Consider the following 18,089-nt stretch of genomic DNA (forward strand, 5'->3'; position numbering starts at 1 on the left):
TCGTGATGTTTTCTGCTCTAATTGCAACAACCAATTCCTTGCAATCTGCGGATGTGTCAAGCAATTTTCCGCCGATTTGGCGATTGCCGTCGGCGGAGTGCCGCGCATTTGCAACGCCCGAGCGAAAGGAGAGCCGATGAAGACCGATCCGGGCTGGCTCGAGGTGCGGCTGGCGGCAGATGAGCGCGACCTGCGCGCCGCGCAACGGCTGCGCTATCGCGTCTTTGTCGAAGAGCTGGGCGGGGACGGGCCGCTGGTCGATCATGACGCCCGGCTGGAGCGGGACGAGTTCGACCCGGTGGTCGATCACCTGCTGCTGGTCGACACCCGCCGCGACCCCGACGCGGGCGAGCATGTGGTCGGCGCCTATCGGCTGCTGCGCAGCCAGGTGGCCGAGGAGTTCGGCCGCTATTACTGCGACAGCGAATACGACCTGACCCCGCTGCGCCAGTCGGGGCGGCGACTGGTCGAGCTGGGGCGTTCCTGCGTGGACCCGGACTATCGCGGCGGTTCCGGGATGTTCCTGCTGTGGAATGCGCTGGCCGATTACGTGCTGGCCCGCGAGATAGAGATCCTGTTCGGCGTCGCCAGTTTTCACGGCACCAGCATCGAGCCGCTGGCGCAGGCCCTGTCCTGGCTGCACCACCACCATCTGGCACCCGTGGCGTTGCGGCCGGTGGCACGGGCCCCGCATTACCAGCGCATGGACCTGATCGCGCCCGAAGCGCTGGACCGCCGCGCGGCAATGACCGCCATGCCGGCGCTGATAAAAGCCTATCTGCGGCTGGGCGGGGTGGTCGGCGACGGCGCCTGGATCGACCACGAGTTCAATACCACCGACGTGTTCCTGCTGATGGATACCGCCGCCATGTCCGAACGCCACCGCCAGTATTATCAGGACCGCCGGCAAGGGGCATGACCACGGCGCCCCCCCGACCCTCGCCCGCCGCCGCGGCGCTTTCTGGCGATGATCCGGCAGCGGGCGCCGCCGCGCGGCCGAACGGCGCCACCTGGCGCGGACTGCCCCCCGACGTGCCGCCGCGGCCCTCGGGGGCTGGCTGGGTGCTGGTGGCGCTGCGCGGGGGCGCGGTCGTGACGGTGCTGCTGGTCGGGGTGCTGCTGCTCTTGCCGCTGCGCGCTGCGGAACGGCTGTTCGCGGGGCGCAGGCGGCCGCTGACCGGGCCGTGGGTGCAGGGCGTGTGCCGGCTGTGCCTGCTGGTGCTGGGCATCCGCTGGCAATGCCGCGGCGCAAGGATGCGCGGCCCGGGCGCGATGGTCGCCAATCACTCGAGCTGGCTGGATATCTTCGTGCTGAACGCGGCGGCGCCGGTGTTCTTCGTCAGCAAGTCCGAGGTCGCAGGCTGGCCCGGGATCAACATCCTGACCCGCGTGACCGACACGCATTTCGTGACCCGCGACCCCCGGCTTGCCCGCGTGCAGGCGGCCGAGTTCGCCGAACGCACCGCGCTTGGCCACAGGCTGCTGTTCTTTCCCGAAGGCACCAGCACCGACGGCCGCCGGGTGCTGCCGTTCAAGCCGACGCTGTTTCAGGCCTTTCTGGACCCGGCGCTGCCGCAGGGGCTGGCGATCCAACCGGTAAGCGTGCGCTATACCGCGCCATGGGGGCGCGAGCCGCGCTTTTATGGCTGGTGGGGCGACATGGATCTGGGCCCGCATCTGCTGGCGGTGCTGGGCCAGTGGCGGCAGGGCAGCGTCACCGTGACCCTGCACCCGCCGATCCCGGTCGCCGGCCACGACCGCAAGTCGCTGGCCGCCGCAGCCGAGGCCGCGGTACGCGCGCCCTTCCCCGAGCCCCCGCCGCGCGTGTAGGGCCTAGAGCGGCCAGAACAGCGGAATCGTCAGGCAGGCGGCCAGCCCGGTCACGATGTCCAGCGGCAGCCCGACCCGGATGAAGTCGGTGAACCTGTAGCCCCCCGGCCCATAGACCATCATGTGGGTCTGATAGCCGATGGGGGTGGCAAAGGCGACCGAGGCCGAGAACATCACCGCCACCACATAGGCGCGCGGATCATGGCCCAGCTGCAGCGCCAGCTCGATCGCGATCGGGGTCAGCATCACCGCCACGGCGTTGTTCGACAGCACCTCGGTCATGACGAGGCCCAGGAAATACACCGCCACCAGCGTCCAGAACGGGCTGAGCCCCTGCAGCCACGGCGCCACGTTGTCCACGATCAGGTTGACGGCGCCGGTGGCCTCCAGCGCCTCGCCCACCACCAGCATGGCAAAGATCATCGCCAGCAGCCGCGCCTCGATGAAGCCGAAGGCCTCGTCGGCGTCCACGCAGCGGGTCAGCAGGATGATGGCCGAGGCCAGGAACGCCAGCCCCATGATCGGCGCCAGATCCAGCGCCGCCAGCAGCACCACCGCCAGCAGCGCGATGGTGGCGATGGGGGCGTGGCTGCGGCGGAACGGCTTGGTGGTGGGGTGGGACACGTCCACCAGATCCATGTCCGCCGCCAGCCGCGCGATGTCGGCCGGGGCGCCTTCCAGCAGCAGCGTGTCGCCGACGCGGACCTCCAGATCGTCGAGCTGGCGGCCGATGTTCTGGTTCCGCCGGTGCGCGGCGATGGGATAGACCCCATAGCGCCGCCGCAGCCGCAGATCGCCCAGCCGCCGCCCGATCATGCGGGCACCGGGCGAGATCAGCACCTCCACCGTCTCGGTCTCGACCGAGGACAGCTTGTCGAAGGCGCGCAGCCCCTTGTCCTTCTGCATTTCCAGCAGGTCGGCCATCCCCGAGCGCAGCACCACCCGGTCGCCGTGTTCAAGCACCACCTCGGCCAGGTTGCGCCGCAGCGAGGTGTCCCCGCGCAGCACGTCCATCACCCGCACGTTCTCGCGCTTGAACAGCTTGACGTCGGACAGGCCCATCCCGATCAGGTTGCTGCCCTCGGGGATGGCGAACTCGGTGAAGTATTTCATCTGGCTGCGGTCGGTCAGGAACGAGGCCATCGAGCCCCGGTCCGGCAGCAGCCGCCAGCCGACCAGCCCCAGGTAAAGCGCACCGGCCACGGTCACGGCCAGCCCGACCGGCATGATGTCGAAGATGCCGAACGGTTCCATCTCGCGGGCGCGGATCACCCCGTCCACCAGCAGGTTGGTCGAGGTGCCGATCAGGGTGAGCATCCCGCCCATGACGGTGAAATAGCTCAGCGGCATCAGCAGCCGGGATGCCGGGATGCCGGTCTTGCGGGCGACCTGGATCACGATGGGGATCATCACCGCCACCACCGGGGTATTGTTCATGATCCCCGAAGCGATGCAGACAAAGGCGAACATCCCCGCAATGGTCAGCAGCGGCGCCGCTTCGGCGCGCGAGGTCACCATCCGGCTGAGCTGGTTCAGCGCCCCGGTGCGCAGCAGCCCCCCCATCAGGATGAACATGAAGGCGATGGTCCAGGGCGCGCTGTTGGACAGCACCCCCACCGCATCGTCATAGGGCGCCAGCCCCAGCGCCAGCATCAGGGCGGCGGTGCCGACCGCCACCACCTCGGGCGGGTGGCGCTCGCGCACGAACATCACGAACATTGCCGCGATGATGACCAGCGTCGTGACCGCGGCTGCATGGCCGGTCAGTCCTGCATCGAACATCGTCGAACCTCGTCACCTGACCGCCGCGGGGCGGACGCGGCCCCGGATGCGCTATTTCCTACTTGTCCGCAAGGGATTTCGCGGGCTTGCATGGGCGCGCGCAGCTCAGACCGGCAGGGGCAGCGCCAGCCTGCCGCCCTCGCGGATCGGCTCGACCGAGCTCGCCAGCCCGGTGCGGTCGTCGGTCACCACCAGCAGGCCCGACAGCGTGGCCTCACCCTCGGCAGGGGTGAAGCGCTCGCGGGTCATGCCGGTCAGGAAGCGGCGCATGGGTTCCGCCTTGTCCATGCCGATCACGCTGTCATAGTCGCCGCACATGCCCGCGTCGGACTGATAGGCGGTGCCGCGCGGCAGAATCTGGGTGTCGGCGGTAGGCACATGGGTGTGGGTGCCGACCACCAGGCTGGCGCGGCCGTCGCAGAAATGCCCCATCGCCATCTTTTCGCTGGTCGCCTCGGCGTGGAAATCCAGCACCGCCGCCTGCACCATGCCGCCGGCGGGATGGGCGCGCAGCACCGCGTCGATGGCGCTGAACGGATCGTCGAAGGGGCGGCGCATGAACACCTGCCCCAGCGCCTGCGCCACCAGGATCTTGCGCCCGCGCGCATCCTGGAACACCCGCGCGCCCCGTCCCGGCGCCTCGCGCGCAAAGTTCAGCGGCCGCAGCACCCGCGGCTCGGTCTCGATGAAGCTCAGCATGTCCTTCTGGTCGAAGGCGTGGTCGCCCAGCGTCAGGCAGTCGGCCCCCGCCTCGAGCAGCAGCCGCGCGTGGGCGCCGGTCAGCCCCATGCCGCCGCTGGCGTTTTCCCCGTTCACGATGGTGAAATCCGCCCGGTGCCGGGACTTGAGCCCCGCGAGCCGTTCCGAGATCGCCCGCCGCCCGGTGCGGCCCATCACGTCGCCAAGAAAAAGTATCCGCATCCGACAGCGTTACGACAACTGCAAGCGGCGCATCAAGCACTGATACGCCACGGGGCGGGCCGATGGTCGCGATGGACGCTGCCGGGGCGCGGCGCTAATCATGCCGCATGAACCCCCATGATTCCCCCCGCGGCCTGTCCTTCGCCATCGGCGCCTATCTGATCTGGGGCCTGATGCCGCTGTATCTCTACACGCTGCGCGACGTCCCCGCGGGCGAGGTGGTGGCGCACCGGGTGCTGTGGTCGCTGCCGATCGCGCTGATCGTGCTGCGCCAGAACGGGCAGCTGGAAACGGTGGCCGCGACCCTGCGCAAGCCGCGGCTGGTGGCCATGGCGGGGCTGACCGCGGTGCTGATCACCGTGAACTGGCTGACCTATGTCTGGGCCGTGACCCATGGCCAGACGGTCGAGGCCGCGCTGGGGTATTACATCAACCCCCTGTTCAGCATCTTCTTGGGCTGGGCGCTGCTGGGCGAGCGGCTGAGCCGCCCGCAGCTGGCCGCGATCTCGCTGGCGGTGCTGGCGGTGGTGCTGCTGACCACCGCCGCGGGCGGGCTGCCGGTGGTGGCGCTGACCCTGACCGTGACCTGGGGGGTCTATGCCTATTGCAAGCGCCGCCTGCCGCTGCCCCCGAACGAGGGCTTCACCGTCGAGGTGCTGCTGCTGTTCCTGCCCGCCGCCGGCTATCTGCTGTGGCTGGAATGGACCGGAGCCGGGCATTTCGGCCGCTCGGCCGGCGAATCGCTGCTGCTGGTGGGCACCGGGGTGATCACCGCAGTGCCGCTGATGCTGTATGCCAACGGCGCCAAGCTGCTGCGGCTGTCCACCATCGCGGTGCTGCAATATCTGGCGCCGACTATGGTGTTCCTGATCGCGGTGGCAATCTTCCACGAGCCCTTTGCGGGCGTGCGGCTGGTCGCCTTCCCGCTGATCTGGGCGGCGCTGGTGCTGTATACGGCGACGCTGATCCGCAGGCCGGCGCGGGTGGGCTGAAGTCGCGGCCGGACCGGGGCGCTGCCCCGGGCCGCTGCCGCGGCCTTCCTCGCTGAAAACGGTCCACTGGACCATCCGGCGGGAAAACAGCCTTGTGGGCTGTTTTCTGATCCGCCTTCTATTCCGGGCGCTCGGAAGCCCCGGGATATTTTCATGATGAAGAAGCCGCTTGTGCCGCAGGCTGGGCCGGCGGGCGGCGCTTATTCCACCGTGACGGATTTCGCGAGGTTGCGGGGCTGGTCCACGTCGGTGCCCTTGGCGACCGCAGTGTGATAGGCCAGCAGCTGCATCGGCACCGCATAGACGATGGGCGCGAAGGCGCCGGCGCCGGCGGGCATGGTCAGCGTGGCATGGGTGCCCTCGGCCCCCGCCTCGATCCCGGCGCTGTCGGACACCAGCAGCACTTGCCCGTGGCGGGCCATCACCTCTTGCATGTTCGACAGGGTCTTTTCGAACAGCGCGTCCGAGGGCGCCACCACCACCACCGGCACATTGCGGTCGATCAGCGCGATGGGCCCGTGCTTGAGCTCGCCCGCGGCATAGCCCTCGGCGTGGATATAGCTGATTTCCTTGAGCTTCAGCGCCCCCTCCAGCGCCACCGGGTATTGCGCGCCGCGGCCCAGGAACAGCACGTCCTGCGCCTCGGCCAGCCAGTCGGCCAGCCGGCGGCAGTCGTCGCTGGCCCCCACCGCCTGCGCCACCAGCGCCGGGACCGCGATCAGCTGGTCCAGATGCGCCGCCAGCTCCGCCGGCTTCAGCGCGCCGCGGTCGGCGGCGGCTTTCAGCGCCAGCACCGCCAGCACCGCCAGTTGGCAGGTGAATGCCTTGGTCGAGGCCACGCCCACCTCGACCCCCGCCAGGATCGGCAGGGCGATGTCGGTGTCGCGCGCGATGGCCGAGGTGCCCACGTTCACCACCCCCAGCGTGCGCGCCACCTTGTCCTTGCAGTAATGCAGCGCCGCCAGCGTGTCGGCGGTCTCGCCCGACTGGCTGACGAAGATCGCCCAGCTTTCGGGCGACAGCGGCGGCTCGCGATAGCGAAACTCTGAGGCCACATCGACGTCGCAGGGCAGACCCGCCAGCCGCTCGAACCAGTATTTCGCCACGCAGGCGGCGTAATAGGCGGTGCCGCAGCCGACCAGGGTGATACGGTCCACGCCGCGGAAATCGACTGAGTCGGGCAGGACGATGCGGCCGTCCTTGATGTAGTGGCTGAGCGCGTCGCCCAACACCACCGGCTGCTGGGCGATCTCCTTGGCCATGAAATGCCGGTAGCCGCCTTTGTCGATGGCGGTGGCGCCGACGTCGATGCGGGCCATGTCGCGATTGGCACGGCGGCCGGCTGCGTCGAAGATCTCGGCCCCCGCGCGGGTGATCACCACGTGGTCGCCGTCCTCAAGGTAGGTGATGCGGTCGGTGAACGGGGCCAGCGCGATCGCGTCCGAGCCCAGGAACATCTCGCCCTCGCCATGGCCCAGCGCCAGCGGGCTGCCCTTGCGGGCGCCGATCATCAGGTCGGGTTCGCCCTGGAACAGGAAGGCGAGCGCAAAGGCCCCGTGCAGCCGCGAGAGCGTGGCGCGCACGGCGTCAGCCGGGGCCATGCCCTGCGCCATGTGATGGGCGGTCAGCAGGGCCACGGTTTCCGTGTCGGTTTCCGTCCGGGCGACAATGCCGTGGGCGGCAAGGTCCGCGCGCAGCTCGCGGAAGTTCTCGATGATGCCGTTGTGGACCACGGCGACGGGGCCGTGGCTGTGCGGGTGGGCGTTGGTCTCGGTGGCTGCGCCATGGGTGGCCCAGCGGGTGTGGCCGATGCCGGCGCGGCCTTCCAGCGGCTGATGCACCAGCAGATCGGACAGGTTGACCAGCTTGCCCACCGCCCGGCGGCGGTCCAGCCGCCCCTCGCTGTCGATGGTGGCGACGCCGGCGCTGTCATAGCCGCGGTATTCCAGCCGCCGCAGCCCCTCGACCAGCTGCGGCGCCACCTGGTTCTTGCCGAGGATACCGATGATTCCGCACATGTCAGGCTCTCCCCTTGGCGGCGCGCAGCGCCTGCATGATCCGCACGGCCAGCCCCGGCTTGGTCACCTGCCGGGCGCGGCCCAGCGCCAGCGCCCCGTCCGGCACGTCCCGGGTGATCACCGAGCCCGAGCCGGTCATCGCCCGCGCCCCCACGCTGACCGGCGCCACCAGCATCGTGTCCGAACCGATGAACGCATCCGCCCCGATCACCGTGCGGTGCTTGCCCACCCCGTCGTAATTGCAAGTGACGGTGCCGGCGCCGATATTGCTGCGCTCGCCCACCTCGGCGTCGCCCAGATAGGTCAGGTGGCCGACCTTGACGCCCTCGGCCAGCACCGCGTTCTTGATTTCCACGAAATTGCCGACATGGGCGTCGCCGCCGAGCTCCGCCCCCGGGCGCAGCCGCGCAAACGGGCCGACGGTGGCGCCGGCGCTGACGTGGCAGCCCTCGAGATGGCAGAAGGGCAGGATCTCGGCGCCGCTTTCGATGGTGACGCCGGGGCCGAAGACTACGTTCTGCCCGATGATCGCGTCGCGGCCGACATGGGTGTCCAGCGCGAACCAGACGGTGGCCGGGTCGGCCATGGTGACACCGTTTTCCAGCGCCTCGGCGCGCTTGCGGGACTGGAAGGCGGCCTCGGCGGCGGCGAGCTCGGCGCGGGTGTTGATGCCCAGGGTTTCCGCCTCGTCGCAGGTGACGACGGCGGCGCTGCGGCCCTGGGCGCGGGCCAGCGCCACCACGTCGGTGAGGTAGTATTCCCCGGCGGCGTTGTCATTCGACAGCTGCCCAACCAGATCGCGCAGCAGCCCCGCATCCACCGCCATCACCCCGGAATTGCACAGGGTGATCGCGCGGGTGGCCTCATCCGCGTCCTTGTATTCCACGATGCGGTCGAGCGTATCGCCATCTGCCACCAGTCGGCCATAGCGGCCCGGATCGGCGGCCCGGAATCCCAGCACCACCACATCGGCCGGGTGCGCGGCCAGCGCCGCCAGGGTTTCGGGGGCGATGAAGGGGGTGTCGCCGTAAAGCACCACCACCCGGCCGTCGAAACCGTCCAGCAGCGGCAGCGCCTGCGCCACCGCGTGACCGGTGCCCAGCTGTTCGGATTGCAGCGCCACCTGCGCCTGAGGGTCGAGCCTGGCCACGGCGCTTGTCACAGCATCGGCGCCATGGCCCGCGACGACGACCACCAGCGCCGGGTCGAGGCTGCGCCCCGCCGCCAGCGCGTGCGCCAGCAGCGCCGTGCCCCCCAGCCGGTGCAGCACCTTGGGCAGCTCGGACTGCATCCGGCTGCCCTGCCCCGCCGCCAGCACGATCAGCGCCACCGCCCGTTCCGTCATCCGCGCCTGCCCTTCGTTGATCTTTCGGCGTCTTGTAGCTAGGCCCGGCACGGGACGGAAGGGTGCGCCCGGTCACGGTATCTGTCGAAAGGTTACGGAAGATGACGGCAAGGGGCGATCGCGGCACGGTGGTGTTCGATCTGGACGGCACGCTGGCCGATACCGCCGCCGACCTGATCGCGGCGGCGAATGCCTGTTTCGCGGCCCGCGGGCTCGGGCGGCTGCTGGACCCGGTGGCGGATGCCGGCATCGCATTCCACGGCGGGCGGGCGATGCTGCGGGCGGGCTATGGGCGGATCCCGGCCGATACGCTGCTGCCCCCCGGCGCCGAGGACGAGGATTTCCCGCGGCTGCTGGGGTTCTATGGCGACTGCATCGCCGATTCGACCCGGCTGTATGACGGGGTGGAAGAGGCGCTGGAGCAGCTGCGGGCCGAGGGTTATCTGCTGTCGGTCTGCACCAACAAGCCCGAGGCGCTGGCCGAAAAGCTGCTGGCGGCGCTTGGGGTGCGGGGGCTGTTCGGCGCCATGATCGGCGCCGACACGCTGCCGGTCAGGAAGCCCGACCCGCGCCCCTATGCGGCAGCGGTGGAACGCGCCGGCGGCACGGTGGCGCGGTCGTTCCTGCTGGGCGATACCGAGACCGACCTGAAGACCGCAAGGGCCAGCGGCGTGCGGGTGTCGCTGGTCGGCTTTGGCCCCGAGGGCGCGGCGATTTCGCGGCTGCAACCCGACCATGTGCTGGCCGGGTTCGACGCGCTGCCGGCGCTGGCGCGGGGGTGGCTGGGGTAGCTTTGCCGGAGGGGCCGCAAGAAAGGGGCGCCGCCCCTCGCGCCTGCGGCGCTCACCCCGGGATATTTGAGTGATGAAGAAGCGATCTCAGCCGAGAAGCGTGGCGAGTTCGGCGTGCAGCCCCGCCACGTCCACCTGATCGGGCGGGGTGCGGCGGGCAAGGGCGCGGTCGGCGCGGGCCTGTACGTGGCTGGTCATGCGGCCGGCGGCGGCGGCGACCTGTTCAAGTTCCGCGCGGGTCAGGTTGCAGGCCAGCACGACATCGCAGCCGGCGGCGATGGCGGCGGCGGTGCGTTCGGCCGGGGTTCCGCTCAGCGCGTTCATGCCGATGTCGTCGCTCATCAGCAGGCCGTTAAAGCCGATGCGTTCGCGGATCAGGCGGATCGCGGCGGGTGAGGCGGTGGCCGGGCGGTCGTCCAGCTGCGTCAGGCGGATATGCGCGGTCATCCCCAGCGGCAGGTCGGCAAGCGCCCGGAACGGCTGGAAATCGCTGGCGTCGAGCTCGTCGAGCGCCGTGTCCAGCACCGGCAGCTGGTGGTGGCTGTCCACAAGCGCGCGGCCGTGGCCCGGCATGTGCTTGACGATGGGCAGCACGCCGGCGGCCAGCAGCCCCTCGGCCGCGGCGCGGCCCATGGTGGCGACGGTGGCGGCATCGGTGCCGAAGCAGCGGTTCTTCAGGAACTCGTGGGTCTGGTCCCCGGCGATGTCGAGGCAGGGGGCGGCATCCGCGTCGATCCCGACCGCGCGCAGCTCGCGGCCCATCAGCCGGTGGCGCAGGCGCACGGCCTCGGCGCCGTCGCTTGCGCTGTCGAGCGGTGCGGGCCAGTCGGTCCAGTGGGGCGCGCGCAGGCGCTGGACGCGGCCGCCCTCCTGATCGGTCATCACCACCGCGTCGCGGCCGACCGCCTCGCGCAGATCGGCGGTCAGGCGGCGCAGCTGTTCAGGAGTATCGACGTTGCGGGCAAAGAGGATGAAGCCCCAGGGGTCGGCCTCGCGCAGGAAGGCGCGCTCGTCGCGGCCGAGGGTCAGACCCTCGACCCCGAGGATGGTGGCGCCATGCGCGGGGCCAGGACCGGGGGTCCGGCTCAATTCGCCGCCGCGGGGATGCAGTCGGTGCCGGCGGCGATCAGGTCGGCGCAGAACTTGCGGGCCTCGTCGCGGGTCTCGAACCCGGCGACGCGCAGGCGGTAGAACACCCGGCCGCCGGCCTTGTGCTCCTGCACCAAGGGCGCCTTGCCGGCGAACAGGTCGCCATAGCGGCCCGACACGCGGCTCCATTCGCTTTCGGCGATGGCGTTGCTGTCGAAGGCGCCGATCTGCACCAGCGGCGCGCCCGAGGCGACCTTGACCGGCGCCGGCGCAGCAGCGGCGGGCGCGGCCTCGGGGGCGGCAGCCACGGCGGTTTCGGCGGCAGCCGGGGCCGCGGGGGCCGGGGCGGCAGCGGTTGCAGCGGCCAGACGGCGCGGGCGCGGCATCGGGCGTGCCGAGGTGGCGACCGCGGGCTGCGCCCCGGCCTCGGCCAGCGCGGCGGTGATGGCGTGGTCCAGCGCGGGCTGGCCGGCGGCATCGGTGACCGCGGCGGTCACCGGCACGGCATCGGCCTCCATCGGGCCGACGGCGGGCACGCCCACGGCCAGATCGGCCTGGGCCGCAAGCTCGGCGGCGCGGCGCGCGGCCTCGGCGTCGCTGGTGGCGACGACCGGGGCGCCGGCATCCTCGACGAAATCATCCTCGGCGGCGGCTTCGCGGGCGGTGGCGCCCAGCTCTCCCATGGCGACGTCCTGCTGGTCGAGCGCGGTCGGCGCAGGGGCGATCGCCACCCGTTCGACCGGGGCGGCGCCGGCACCGGCGGCAACGCCGTTGACGGCCAGCCCCTCGCGGTCGCTGAGCACCCCGCCGGGATCGGCAGGGGCGATGCGGCTGTCGCCCTCGACCGCGCGGATCACCGGCACGCCGGACACGTCGCGCACCACCAGCTGGTAGCCCCAGACCGCCAGGCTGGCCATCAGGAACACCGAGACCAGCGCGCCCAGGTAATGGGTCAGCCGCGCCACCCGGCCCAGCACGCTGTCGCGGTCGGTCAGCCGCAGCCCGTCGCCATGGGTGGCATAGCGCGATTCGTCCCAGTCCTGCGCGGTCCAGCTGTGCCCTTCCAGAACCTCGTCGTCCTGCACGCCCCAATCCGCGGCGTGACGCCCGGGCGCGGGAGAATCACCATCCTCGCGCCCCGGATACAAGTGAGAAGAGTCCCCATACCCGCCGGAGCGGAAATCCACCACCGTCATCGCTATCGTCCTGCCTGTCCGCCGGTTGACCCGGTTGTCGTTGACTGCTCGTTCCTTCCCCGGACCGGACGCCTCGTTGAGTCAGCGCATTTCCCTGGCCGGAGTTACCCCCAAGATACCCAAGCCCGCCGAAATGACAACGCCGACGGCCCGCGCCAGCGCGATTTTCGCCGCTGTTGCGCCGATGTCACCATCCTGCACGAAGCGCAGCCCGGGTTCGTCGTTGCCGCGGTTCCACAGCGCATGCAGGTCCGAGGCGAGGTCGTAGAGGAAGAAGGCGATGCGGTGGGGCTCATGCGCGCGGGCGGCGATTTCCACCGTGCGCGGCCATTCGGCGATGCGCCGGGCCAGCGCCCCCTGCGCCGGGTGGTCCAGCGCCACCGCCTGCGCCAGCGCCGCGTCCGACACGTCCACGCCCATCTCGGCCGCGCGGCGCAGCACCGAGTTGATGCGGGCGCTGGCATATTGGACATACCAGACCGGGTTGTCCTTGGACTGTTCCAGAACCTTGTCGAAGTCGAAATCCAGCGCCGCGTCGTTCTTGCGGGTCAGCATGTGGAAACGGGTGACGTCGCGACCGGCCTGTTCCACCACGTCGCGCAGGGTGACGAAGGTGCCGGCGCGCTTGGACATCTTGAAGGGCTCGCCGTTCTTGAACAGCCGCACCAGCTGGATCAGCTTGACGTCCAGCGGCACGCGCCCGCCCGACAGCGCCGCCACCGCCGCCTGCATCCGCTTGACGTAACCGCCGTGGTCGGCGCCGAAGATGTCGATCAGCTGGTCGAAGCCGCGGTCGATCTTGTCCCAGTGATAGGCGATGTCGGGGGCGAAATAGGTCCAGCTGCCGTCCGATTTCTTCACCGGCCGGTCCACGTCGTCGCCGTGCGCGGTGGACCGGAACAGGGTCTGCTCGCGCGCCTCCCAGTCCTCGGGCAGCTTGCCCTTGGGGGGGTCCAGCACGCCTTCGTAGATCAGCCCCGCGTCGGCAAGCCGCTGGATCGCGGCCTCGATCCGGCCGGTGCCGTACAGCGCCTTTTCGCTGGAATAGACGTCCATCTCCACGCCCAGCAGCGCCAGGTCGTCGCGGATCACCTGCATCATCAGCCCGGTGGCAAAGTCGCGCACCTCGGCCAGCCATTCGGATTCGGGACGGTCGAGCAGGCTGTCGCCGTAGCGGTCCTTGAGCGCCTGCCCCACCGGGATCAGGTAGTCGCCGGGATAGAGCCCCTCGGCGATGCGGGGTTCCTGGCCATGGGCTTCGCGGTAGCGTTCATAGGCCGAGCGCGCCAGCACGTCGACCTGGGCGCCGCCGTCGTTGATGTAGTATTCGCGGGTCACATCGTTGCCGGCGAAATGCAGCAGGCTGGCCAGCGCATCGCCGAACACCGCCCCGCGCATGTGGCCGACATGCATCGGGCCGGTGGGGTTGGCGCTGACGAACTCGACGTTGATGCTTGCGCCCTGGCCGGCGGGGGCGCGGCCATAGTCGTCGCCGGCCTCCAGCGCCGCGCGCAGCACCCCGGTCCAGACCCCGGGGGCAAGCCGCAGGTTGAGGAAGCCGGGACCGGCGACCTCCGCGGCCTCGATCCTCGGGTCGGCGGCAAGGCGGGCGGCCAGCGCCTCGGCGATCTCGCGCGGCTTCAATCCGGCGGGCTTGGCCAGCACCATCGCGGCATTGGTCGCCATGTCGCCATGCGCGGGGTCGCGCGGCGGCTCCACCGCCACGGCGGCGAAATCCAGCCCCGCGGGCAGCTGCCCGGCGGCGGTCATGTCGGTCAGCGCGTCCAGCACGCGCACGCGGATATCGGCAAAGATGTTCATCGGGCTTTCTCGCTCTTGCCCGCAATGCAGTAGCGAAGCGGCCTGAAAGCCGCAACCTTGCAGGGCCGGACCGGGGGCTTCGCGCCCCCCCCCCGCCCTTCAGGCTCCCCCGCGGGATATTTGTTGCAAGATGAACGCCCCGGGGGTGGCGCACCGCAGTCAAGAATTGACGCGACGCCCATTCTGCGCTAGGGGCCGCAAGCCCGCATCCGGCGGGCGACCGAGGGGCGCATGGAAGGCCGCGTCCCATTTTGCGCGCAAGCGTCGCGCGTCGGACCGCGATACTTCCTGACGAAAGACCCCGATGACCAAGTTTTCCGATCTCAAGCTCGACCCCAAGGTGCTGCAGGCCGTTACCGAGGCGGGCTATGAGACCCCCACCCCGATCCAGGTCGGCGCCATCCCCCCCGCGCTGGAAGGCCGCGACGTGCTGGGCATCGCCCAGACCGGCACCGGCAAGACCGCCGGCTTCGTGCTGCCGATGATCACCCTGCTGGGCCGGGGCCGGGCGCGGGCGCGGATGCCGCGGTCGCTGGTGCTGTGCCCGACCCGCGAACTGGCCGCGCAGGTGGCCGAGAACTTCGACATCTACGCCAAGCACACCCGCCTGACCAAGGCGCTGCTGATCGGCGGCGTGTCCTTCAAGGAACAGGACCTGCTGATCGACCGCGGCGTCGACGTGCTGATCGCCACCCCCGGCCGGCTGCTGGATCACTTCGAGCGCGGCAAGCTGCTGCTGACCGGCGTGCAGATCATGGTGGTGGACGAGGCCGACCGGATGCTCGATATGGGCTTCATCCCGGATATCGAGCGGATCTTCCAGCTGACCCCCTTCACCCGGCAGACGCTGTTCTTTTCCGCCACCATGGCACCGGAAATCGAGCGGATCACCAACACCTTCCTGCACGCCCCCGAGCGGATCGAGGTCGCCCGCCAGGCCACCACCAGCGAGACGATCACCCAGAAGCTGGTCGAGCTGACACCCACCCGCAAGGACCAGTCCGCCAAGCAGAAGCGCGAGCTGCTGCGGGCGCTGATCGACGCCGAGGGCGAGGGGCTGAAGAACGCCATCATCTTCTGCAACCGCAAGACCGACGTGGATATCGTCGCCAAGTCGCTGAAGGCGCATGGCTATGACGCGGCGCCGATCCATGGCGACCTGGACCAGCGGGTGCGGATGGCGACGCTGGACGGGTTCCGCGACGGCTCGCTGCGCTTCCTGGTGGCGTCCGACGTGGCGGCGCGGGGGCTGGATATTCCGGCGGTCAGCCATGTGTTCAACTTCGACCTGCCCTCGCACGCCGAGGATTACGTCCACCGCATCGGCCGCACCGGGCGCGCCGGCCGGCAGGGCACGGCGATTTCCATCTCGACCCCGGCGGACGAGAAATACCTGTCGGCGATCGAGAATCTGGTCAAGCAGTCCCTGCCCCGCGCGGATGTCCCCGAGGGCTTCCGCCTGTCCGATGCGGCGCAGCGCCCGCCGCGCCCGGCATCCGAGCGCGGCGCCCCCCGGGGCGCGCCGGCGCGCAGCCGCTCGCGCCGCGGCGGGCTGAGGGAACCGGCGAAGGACAGCGCCGAGGTGGCGGAGGCCAGCGCCGCCGCCCCCGTCGCTCTGCCCGAAGAGGCGCCGCGCGCCGCGGCCCCGGAACGCAGCGAGCCGCGCAGCGAGCGCAGCGCCGAGCCGCGGCGGAGTGGTCACGGCAACGGCCAGTCGGGTGGCGAGGGCCGCCACGGCGGCGAGCATCGCCGCGACGACCGCAGGGATGACCGGCGTGACGAGCGCCGCGATGACCGGCGCGACCGCCATCGCGACCACGACCGCGGCCCGGCGGTGGCCGGGATGGGCGATCACGTTCCCGACTTCATGCGCACCAGCTTCACCGAGGCGCTGGCGATCACCGACGCCCGCATGGCCAGCCGCAGCCAGTCCGAGCCGCAGCCGGCCGAGGAAGACGCGGCCCCGGCCGAGACCCCGGCCGCCGCGCCCTCGGGTTCGGGTTCGGGTCGCAGCCGTTCGCGCAGCCGCTCGCGCGGCAAGGACCGCAGCGCCGAGGTGGTGACCGAGGCCGCGGATACGGCCGTGGGCGATCAGGCGGCCGAGGCTGCCGCCGAAACGGTTACCCCCGCAACCGAAGCGGTCGAGGCGGAAGCGGCCAGCGATCAGCCGCCCGAGTCGGTTGCCCCTGCGACCGAGACGGCAGCGGTGGAAACGGCCAGCGACGACGCTGCTGCGGCCGATGCCGCCGTGCCGGCAGCTGCCCCTGAAACGACCGCGCCAGAGGTGGCGGCCGAGGTTCAGGATACGGGCAGCGAGACGCCCGCGGAGGCTCCCGCCGCCGAGGCCGGGGTCGCGGAAAAGCCCAAGCGCACCCGCCGCACGACCGCCGCGAAACCCGCGGCCAAGACCCCCGCCAAGGCGCCCGCGAAATCCACCCGCAGCGCGAAATCCGCGGCCAAGGCCCCTGCCGAAGCGGCAGAGGCCCCCGCCGCGGACGTTGCAACCGAAACGACCGAGGCGCCGGCGAAACCCGCCGCAAAGCCGCGCACCCGCAAGGCGCCTGCCAAGTCCACCAAGGCTGCCGCCGGCAAGGCGGGCGATGCCGGCACGGACACGGATGCCGCCGCACCCGCGGCCGCGGATGCCGCTGACACCAAGCCCGCGGACGGCCAGAAGGACGCTGGCCCGGCGCAGGGCTGACGCTTCTGATGCGCCCGGCCCCGCGGCGGCCCGACTCGGGGGCGGCGTCCGGCGCTTTGCAGGCAACCCCGGCCCGCCGGCTCCCCCTTGCGCTGCGCCTCGGTGCCGACCTGCTGATCGGGGCGGCGGCGGCGCTGGGTCAGGCCCCCTGGGGGCTCTGGCCGGTGACGGTGCTGGCGCTGGCGGCGCTGATCTGGCGGGTGGCGACGGCGCCCTCGTCCCGCGCGGCCGCCTGGCGGGCGCTGGCCATCGGCGCTGGGCATTTCGCGCTGGCGCTGGCCTGGATCACCCAGCCCTTTCTGGTCGAGGCCGACCGCTACGGCTGGATGTCGCCCTTTGCGCTGCTGCTGACCGCACTTGGCGGGGCGCTGTTCTGGGCGCTGCCGGCGCTGGCCGCGCATCGGTTCGGATGGAACCGCACCAGCCGCGCGGCGGCGCTGGCGCTGGCGCTACTGGTCTCGGACTGGCTGCGGGGCTGGATCTTCACCGGCCTGCCATGGGCGCTGACCGGCCATATCTGGATCGACAGCCCCGCCGGGCAGATCGCCGCCTGGCTGGGCGCGCCGGGGCTGTCGGCGCTGACGCTGGCGGCGGCATTGCTGCCGGTGCTGGGCAGCACGCGCCGCAGTCTCGCCACGGGCGCCGGGCTGTCGGCGGCGCTGATCGCCCTGGCCTGGGGCGTGGGGCTCGCACGGCTGGCGCAGCCCCTGCCCCCGGACCAGCCCCAGATCATCCGCCTTGTCCAGCCCAACGCCGACCAGACGCTGAAATGGGACCCGTTCTGGGCCCCGCAGTTCTATGACCGGCTGACCGCGCTGTCGGCGCTGCCGCTGGACCCGACGCTGGGGAGCGGCCGCCCCGATCTGGTGGTCTGGCCGGAAACCGCGGTGCCGTTCCTGCTGAACGAGGCCGGCCCGGCGCTGGAGGACATCGCCGCCCAGTCCGGCGCCACCACCCTGGTCGGCATCCAGCGGGCCGAGGGCGCCGCCTGGTTCAACAGCCTGGCCGAGTTCACCCCGGACGCCCGTATCGGCGCGGTCTACGACAAATTCCACCTGGTCCCCTTCGGCGAATACATCCCCTGGGGCGATGCCTTGGCGCGGTTCGGGATCACCGCCTTTGCCGCCCAGCACGGCAACGGCTATTCCCGCGGCCCCGGCCCGCAGCTGATGGCGGTCGAGGGCCTGCCCCCCTTCCAGCCGCTGATCTGCTACGAGGCGATCTTTGAGCGCCACCTGTTGCGCGGCCAGCGCCCGGAGTGGATCCTGCAGGTGACCAACGACGCCTGGTTCGGCACCTGGTCCGGCCCCTACCAGCACCTGGCGCAGGCGCGGCTACGGGCGATCCAGTCCGGGCTGCCGCTGCTGCGGGCGGCCAATACCGGGGTCTCGGCGGTGATCGACGCGCGCGGGGGACTGCGCGCAACGCTGGCGCTGAATCGCGACGGCGTGCTGGACGCACCGCTGCCGGGCGCGCTGCCGCCGACGCTGTGGTGGCGCTGGGGCGATCTGCCGATGCTGGCGCTGATGGCGCTGGCCGCTGCGGCGCTGGCCATCGCCCGGCGCAGCCGCCGCGGTCATTGACGCCACCGGCACAAGGGCGT

12 protein-coding genes and 1 pseudogene are annotated in these 18,089 nt (G+C 71.1%); 6 read left to right on the forward strand and 7 right to left on the reverse strand.

The genetic code is table 11. The features are described from left to right. Positions 1 to 136: 136 nt before the first annotated feature. Positions 137 to 919, forward strand: a complete 783-nt coding sequence (locus RSP45_RS05325; protein ID WP_415393507.1) for a GNAT family N-acetyltransferase — start codon at positions 137 to 139, stop codon at positions 917 to 919. Then, positions 916 to 1,830: a lysophospholipid acyltransferase family protein gene (locus RSP45_RS05330; protein WP_415393508.1), complete on the forward strand. Its 915-nt coding sequence runs from the start codon at positions 916 to 918 to the stop codon at positions 1,828 to 1,830. Before RSP45_RS05325 ends, RSP45_RS05330 begins: the two co-directional genes overlap by 4 nt. A 3-nt stretch (positions 1,831 to 1,833) precedes the next feature. Here the strand turns inward: RSP45_RS05330 and RSP45_RS05335 are convergent, their stop codons facing one another. Both RSP45_RS05335 and RSP45_RS05340 read right to left on the reverse strand, forming a co-directional pair. Further along, positions 1,834 to 3,612 (reverse strand): SLC13 family permease, encoded by a 1,779-nt coding sequence (locus RSP45_RS05335; protein ID WP_415393509.1) that lies wholly within the window; start codon positions 3,610 to 3,612, stop codon positions 1,834 to 1,836. 105 nt (positions 3,613 to 3,717) lie between these two features. Continuing rightward, positions 3,718 to 4,533: a TIGR00282 family metallophosphoesterase gene (locus RSP45_RS05340; protein ID WP_073063074.1), complete on the reverse strand. Its 816-nt coding sequence runs from the start codon at positions 4,531 to 4,533 to the stop codon at positions 3,718 to 3,720. Positions 4,534 to 4,640: 107 nt separating this feature from the next. Between RSP45_RS05340 and rarD the strand changes: the two genes are divergently transcribed. Beyond that, positions 4,641 to 5,525 carry an EamA family transporter RarD gene (gene rarD / locus RSP45_RS05345; RefSeq protein ID WP_415393510.1) on the forward strand — a complete coding sequence of 295 codons (885 nt, stop codon included), beginning with the start codon at positions 4,641 to 4,643 and terminating at the stop codon, positions 5,523 to 5,525. Positions 5,526 to 5,725: 200 nt separating this feature from the next. On the opposite strand, the gene glmS is transcribed toward rarD, so the two are convergent. Both glmS and glmU read right to left on the reverse strand, forming a co-directional pair. Next, entirely contained in the window at positions 5,726 to 7,543 is a 1,818-nt protein-coding gene (gene glmS / locus RSP45_RS05350) for a glutamine--fructose-6-phosphate transaminase (isomerizing) (protein ID WP_415393511.1), read from the reverse strand. Between the two features lies 1 nt (position 7,544). Beyond that, a complete protein-coding gene (glmU, locus tag RSP45_RS05355) occupies positions 7,545 to 8,888 on the reverse strand; it encodes a bifunctional UDP-N-acetylglucosamine diphosphorylase/glucosamine-1-phosphate N-acetyltransferase GlmU (protein ID WP_415393512.1) in 1,344 nt (447 codons plus the stop codon). 101 nt (positions 8,889 to 8,989) lie between these two features. Between glmU and RSP45_RS05360 the strand changes: the two genes are divergently transcribed. After that, positions 8,990 to 9,679, forward strand: a complete 690-nt coding sequence (locus RSP45_RS05360) for an HAD-IA family hydrolase (RefSeq protein ID WP_415393513.1) — start codon at positions 8,990 to 8,992, stop codon at positions 9,677 to 9,679. 87 nt (positions 9,680 to 9,766) lie between these two features. On the opposite strand, the gene nagZ is transcribed toward RSP45_RS05360, so the two are convergent. From nagZ to argS, 3 genes are all read right to left on the reverse strand, one after another. Further along, positions 9,767 to 10,768, reverse strand: a complete 1,002-nt coding sequence (gene nagZ, locus RSP45_RS05365) for a beta-N-acetylhexosaminidase (RefSeq protein ID WP_415393514.1) — start codon at positions 10,766 to 10,768, stop codon at positions 9,767 to 9,769. Then, positions 10,765 to 11,853 carry an SPOR domain-containing protein gene (locus RSP45_RS05370; RefSeq protein WP_415393515.1) on the reverse strand — a complete coding sequence of 363 codons (1,089 nt, stop codon included), beginning with the start codon at positions 11,851 to 11,853 and terminating at the stop codon, positions 10,765 to 10,767. The genes nagZ and RSP45_RS05370 overlap by 4 nt, the downstream gene beginning before the upstream one ends. A gap of 192 nt (positions 11,854 to 12,045) precedes the next feature. Then, positions 12,046 to 13,785, reverse strand: coding sequence for an arginine--tRNA ligase (gene argS / locus RSP45_RS05375; RefSeq protein WP_415393516.1), 1,740 nt, complete (start codon positions 13,783 to 13,785; stop codon positions 12,046 to 12,048). A 304-nt stretch (positions 13,786 to 14,089) separates the two neighbouring features. On the opposite strand from argS, the pseudogene RSP45_RS05380 reads away from it, so the two are divergent. Together RSP45_RS05380 and lnt are read left to right on the forward strand one after the other, a co-directional pair. Continuing rightward, positions 14,090 to 15,631, forward strand: a pseudogene (locus tag RSP45_RS05380) (DEAD/DEAH box helicase); the annotation flags it as partial. 863 nt (positions 15,632 to 16,494) lie between these two features. After that, positions 16,495 to 18,069, forward strand: a complete 1,575-nt coding sequence (gene lnt / locus RSP45_RS05385) for an apolipoprotein N-acyltransferase (protein ID WP_415393517.1) — start codon at positions 16,495 to 16,497, stop codon at positions 18,067 to 18,069. Positions 18,070 to 18,089 lie beyond the last annotated feature (20 nt).

Origin of the sequence: Paracoccus sp. SJTW-4, assembly GCF_047716885.1 — a bacterium.
In the GTDB taxonomy this organism is placed as follows: Bacteria; Pseudomonadota; Alphaproteobacteria; order Rhodobacterales; family Rhodobacteraceae; genus Paracoccus; species Paracoccus solventivorans.

What these genes read in the sequence shown, in the direction of transcription:
- RSP45_RS05325 (WP_415393507.1), top strand. Translation starts at nt 137, where the DNA reads ATGAAGACCGATCCGGGCTGGCTCGAGGTGCGGCTGGCGGCAGATGAG.
- RSP45_RS05330 (WP_415393508.1), top strand. Translation starts at nt 916, where the DNA reads ATGACCACGGCGCCCCCCCGACCCTCGCCCGCCGCCGCGGCGCTTTCT.
- RSP45_RS05335 (WP_415393509.1), bottom strand. Translation starts at nt 3,612, where the DNA reads ATGTTCGATGCAGGACTGACCGGCCATGCAGCCGCGGTCACGACGCTG.
- RSP45_RS05340 (WP_073063074.1), bottom strand. Translation starts at nt 4,533, where the DNA reads ATGCGGATACTTTTTCTTGGCGACGTGATGGGCCGCACCGGGCGGCGG.
- rarD (WP_415393510.1), top strand. Translation starts at nt 4,641, where the DNA reads ATGAACCCCCATGATTCCCCCCGCGGCCTGTCCTTCGCCATCGGCGCC.
- glmS (WP_415393511.1), bottom strand. Translation starts at nt 7,543, where the DNA reads ATGTGCGGAATCATCGGTATCCTCGGCAAGAACCAGGTGGCGCCGCAG.
- glmU (WP_415393512.1), bottom strand. Translation starts at nt 8,888, where the DNA reads ATGACGGAACGGGCGGTGGCGCTGATCGTGCTGGCGGCGGGGCAGGGC.
- RSP45_RS05360 (WP_415393513.1), top strand. Translation starts at nt 8,990, where the DNA reads ATGACGGCAAGGGGCGATCGCGGCACGGTGGTGTTCGATCTGGACGGC.
- argS (WP_415393516.1), bottom strand. Translation starts at nt 13,785, where the DNA reads ATGAACATCTTTGCCGATATCCGCGTGCGCGTGCTGGACGCGCTGACC.
- lnt (WP_415393517.1), top strand. Translation starts at nt 16,495, where the DNA reads ATGCGCCCGGCCCCGCGGCGGCCCGACTCGGGGGCGGCGTCCGGCGCT.